2 protein-coding genes and 1 pseudogene are annotated in these 1,587 nt (G+C 67.0%); 2 read left to right on the forward strand and 1 reads right to left on the reverse strand.

Annotation, left to right across the window (positions count from 1 at the left end; genetic code table 11):
- Together VF794_RS08630 and VF794_RS08635 are read left to right on the forward strand one after the other, a co-directional pair.
- A pseudogene (locus VF794_RS08630) lies at positions 1 to 214 on the forward strand (hypothetical protein); the annotation flags it as partial.
- Positions 215 to 369: 155 nt separating this feature from the next.
- Positions 370 to 1,005, forward strand: a complete 636-nt coding sequence (locus VF794_RS08635) for a hypothetical protein (RefSeq protein WP_331108706.1) — start codon at positions 370 to 372, stop codon at positions 1,003 to 1,005.
- 2 nt (positions 1,006 to 1,007) lie between these two features.
- Here VF794_RS08635 and VF794_RS08640 read toward each other — a convergent pair.
- The coding region (locus VF794_RS08640) for an imm11 family protein (protein WP_331108707.1) at positions 1,008 to 1,587 on the reverse strand (580 nt) is incomplete at its 5' end.

The following is a 1,587-nucleotide window of genomic DNA, read 5'->3' on the forward strand; positions in this document are numbered from 1 at the left end:
CTTCGGCACCCTGGAGTGGACCTACGCCGATTACGCGTACAGCCAGCCGGATCGGGACGGCAGTCCCCTGACCTCGCCCCCCACCGAGTACAGTTGGGCCGTCTTCTGGGATCGCTGGACGGGCATCCTCTATGCCTTCGAGCAGGCCTATGGCGCGCCCTCGGCGCTGTGGACCATGCCGGAGCCGCTGACGGACCCCACCGCGGAGCCATAGCCCCTCGGAACTCAACCGCTCGCGGGGAGGGCAGGCGAGCAGGGGGCGGTTCGGGTCGGAGTCCTGCACCCAACAGGTCGTCCTGGCCCGGAGCGACGCGGACCCGGACGAGCGGTAAACTGGAGCCGCTCCCCTTCTCTGCTACCATTCGCAACATGTCGATGTTGGCGCGACTGCCTCGTCACTTCCGGCTGCTGCTCTCGGGCCTCGGTTGGGCCGTGCTCCTGCACGGTGCCGGCGAGGCCTGGCGGATGGGCCCGTCCGTGTTCGTGCTCTTCGTGCTGGTGGTCCTGACGACCGTGGTGGGTTGGGGTCGCGAGTCCCATGCGGCTCCCCACGCCGCGCGGATGTCGTGGAGCGGCGGATTTGTGGGCGCGCTGGGCCGGAGCGCCCAGGACGACGAGCCTTCCTGGGGCGATCCGAGCAAGGTCCACCCCGCTTTCGAGCGCCCCTTCTGGGCTCGGGTGAAGATCTGGATCGGCGCCGCGGGCCTCGTGCTGTGCGGACTGTTGTGGCTGATCGACGCCGCCATCCTCTTCCTGCCGGACCCCATGCCCGAGGGGCCGCACCCCAACACCATGACGCTCCTCACCGTCTCGGTGCTGTTGACGATGCTCTTCCTCGTCTTCCTGCGCTCGGGGCTGCGCGGGCCGACGGATCCGTTCGCTCCGGATGAGCGCAAGATGGGCCTGGGCGAGGACTCGCTCTCCCTGGCTCCGGACGAAGGCCATGAGCCGACGCGCAATGGGCGCAAGAAGTCCCACCTGCGGCTGGTGCGGCCCGCGCCGTAGGCTCAGACCTCGACGAACCGCATGCCGGTGAGACCCTCTCGCTCGAGGGCCAACTTGAGGTCCTCGGAGACGATCAAGGCCACCCGCCATCCCCAGGGGCGGAAGACGCGGGCATCGCTCACCTTCATCGGGTCGATACGCAATCCCGCGACCCTCCGGTACTCCCCTACCTTTTCCGGCTGTCCATCCTCCGATTTCCAGTACCGCACCTCCTCGCATCTGGAATCGTCGATGCATGGAATGAGTTGGAGGGCGTTGAGGATGAAGTAGGGCTCCGCATGGGCTTCCACCTGAACGGGGATGAACTGCACTTCGCGAACCTTCAGTTGCTGGAAGAGCTGGGCGACACGGGCGTGGACGACGGGAATCGCGAAGGCGGCCCAGCAGAAGTCCAGGGGATGCCCGGGAACATCGAGAGGGAATCGCGGCACACACTCCAGAGAGAGGCTCCTGCCCTTGCGGAACTGCCAGGGGTCGAGTTCCTGCCCCTGCGCATCAAGGGGGCCCCCCAGATGCCAACGTTCTGGATGGTGCCGGTCATCCATCAGCTCGTAATACTTGGGCATGCGCGTCCCGCTCCAG

Source organism: Archangium sp. (assembly GCF_036389735.1).
GTDB lineage: Bacteria > Myxococcota > Myxococcia > Myxococcales > Myxococcaceae > Archangium.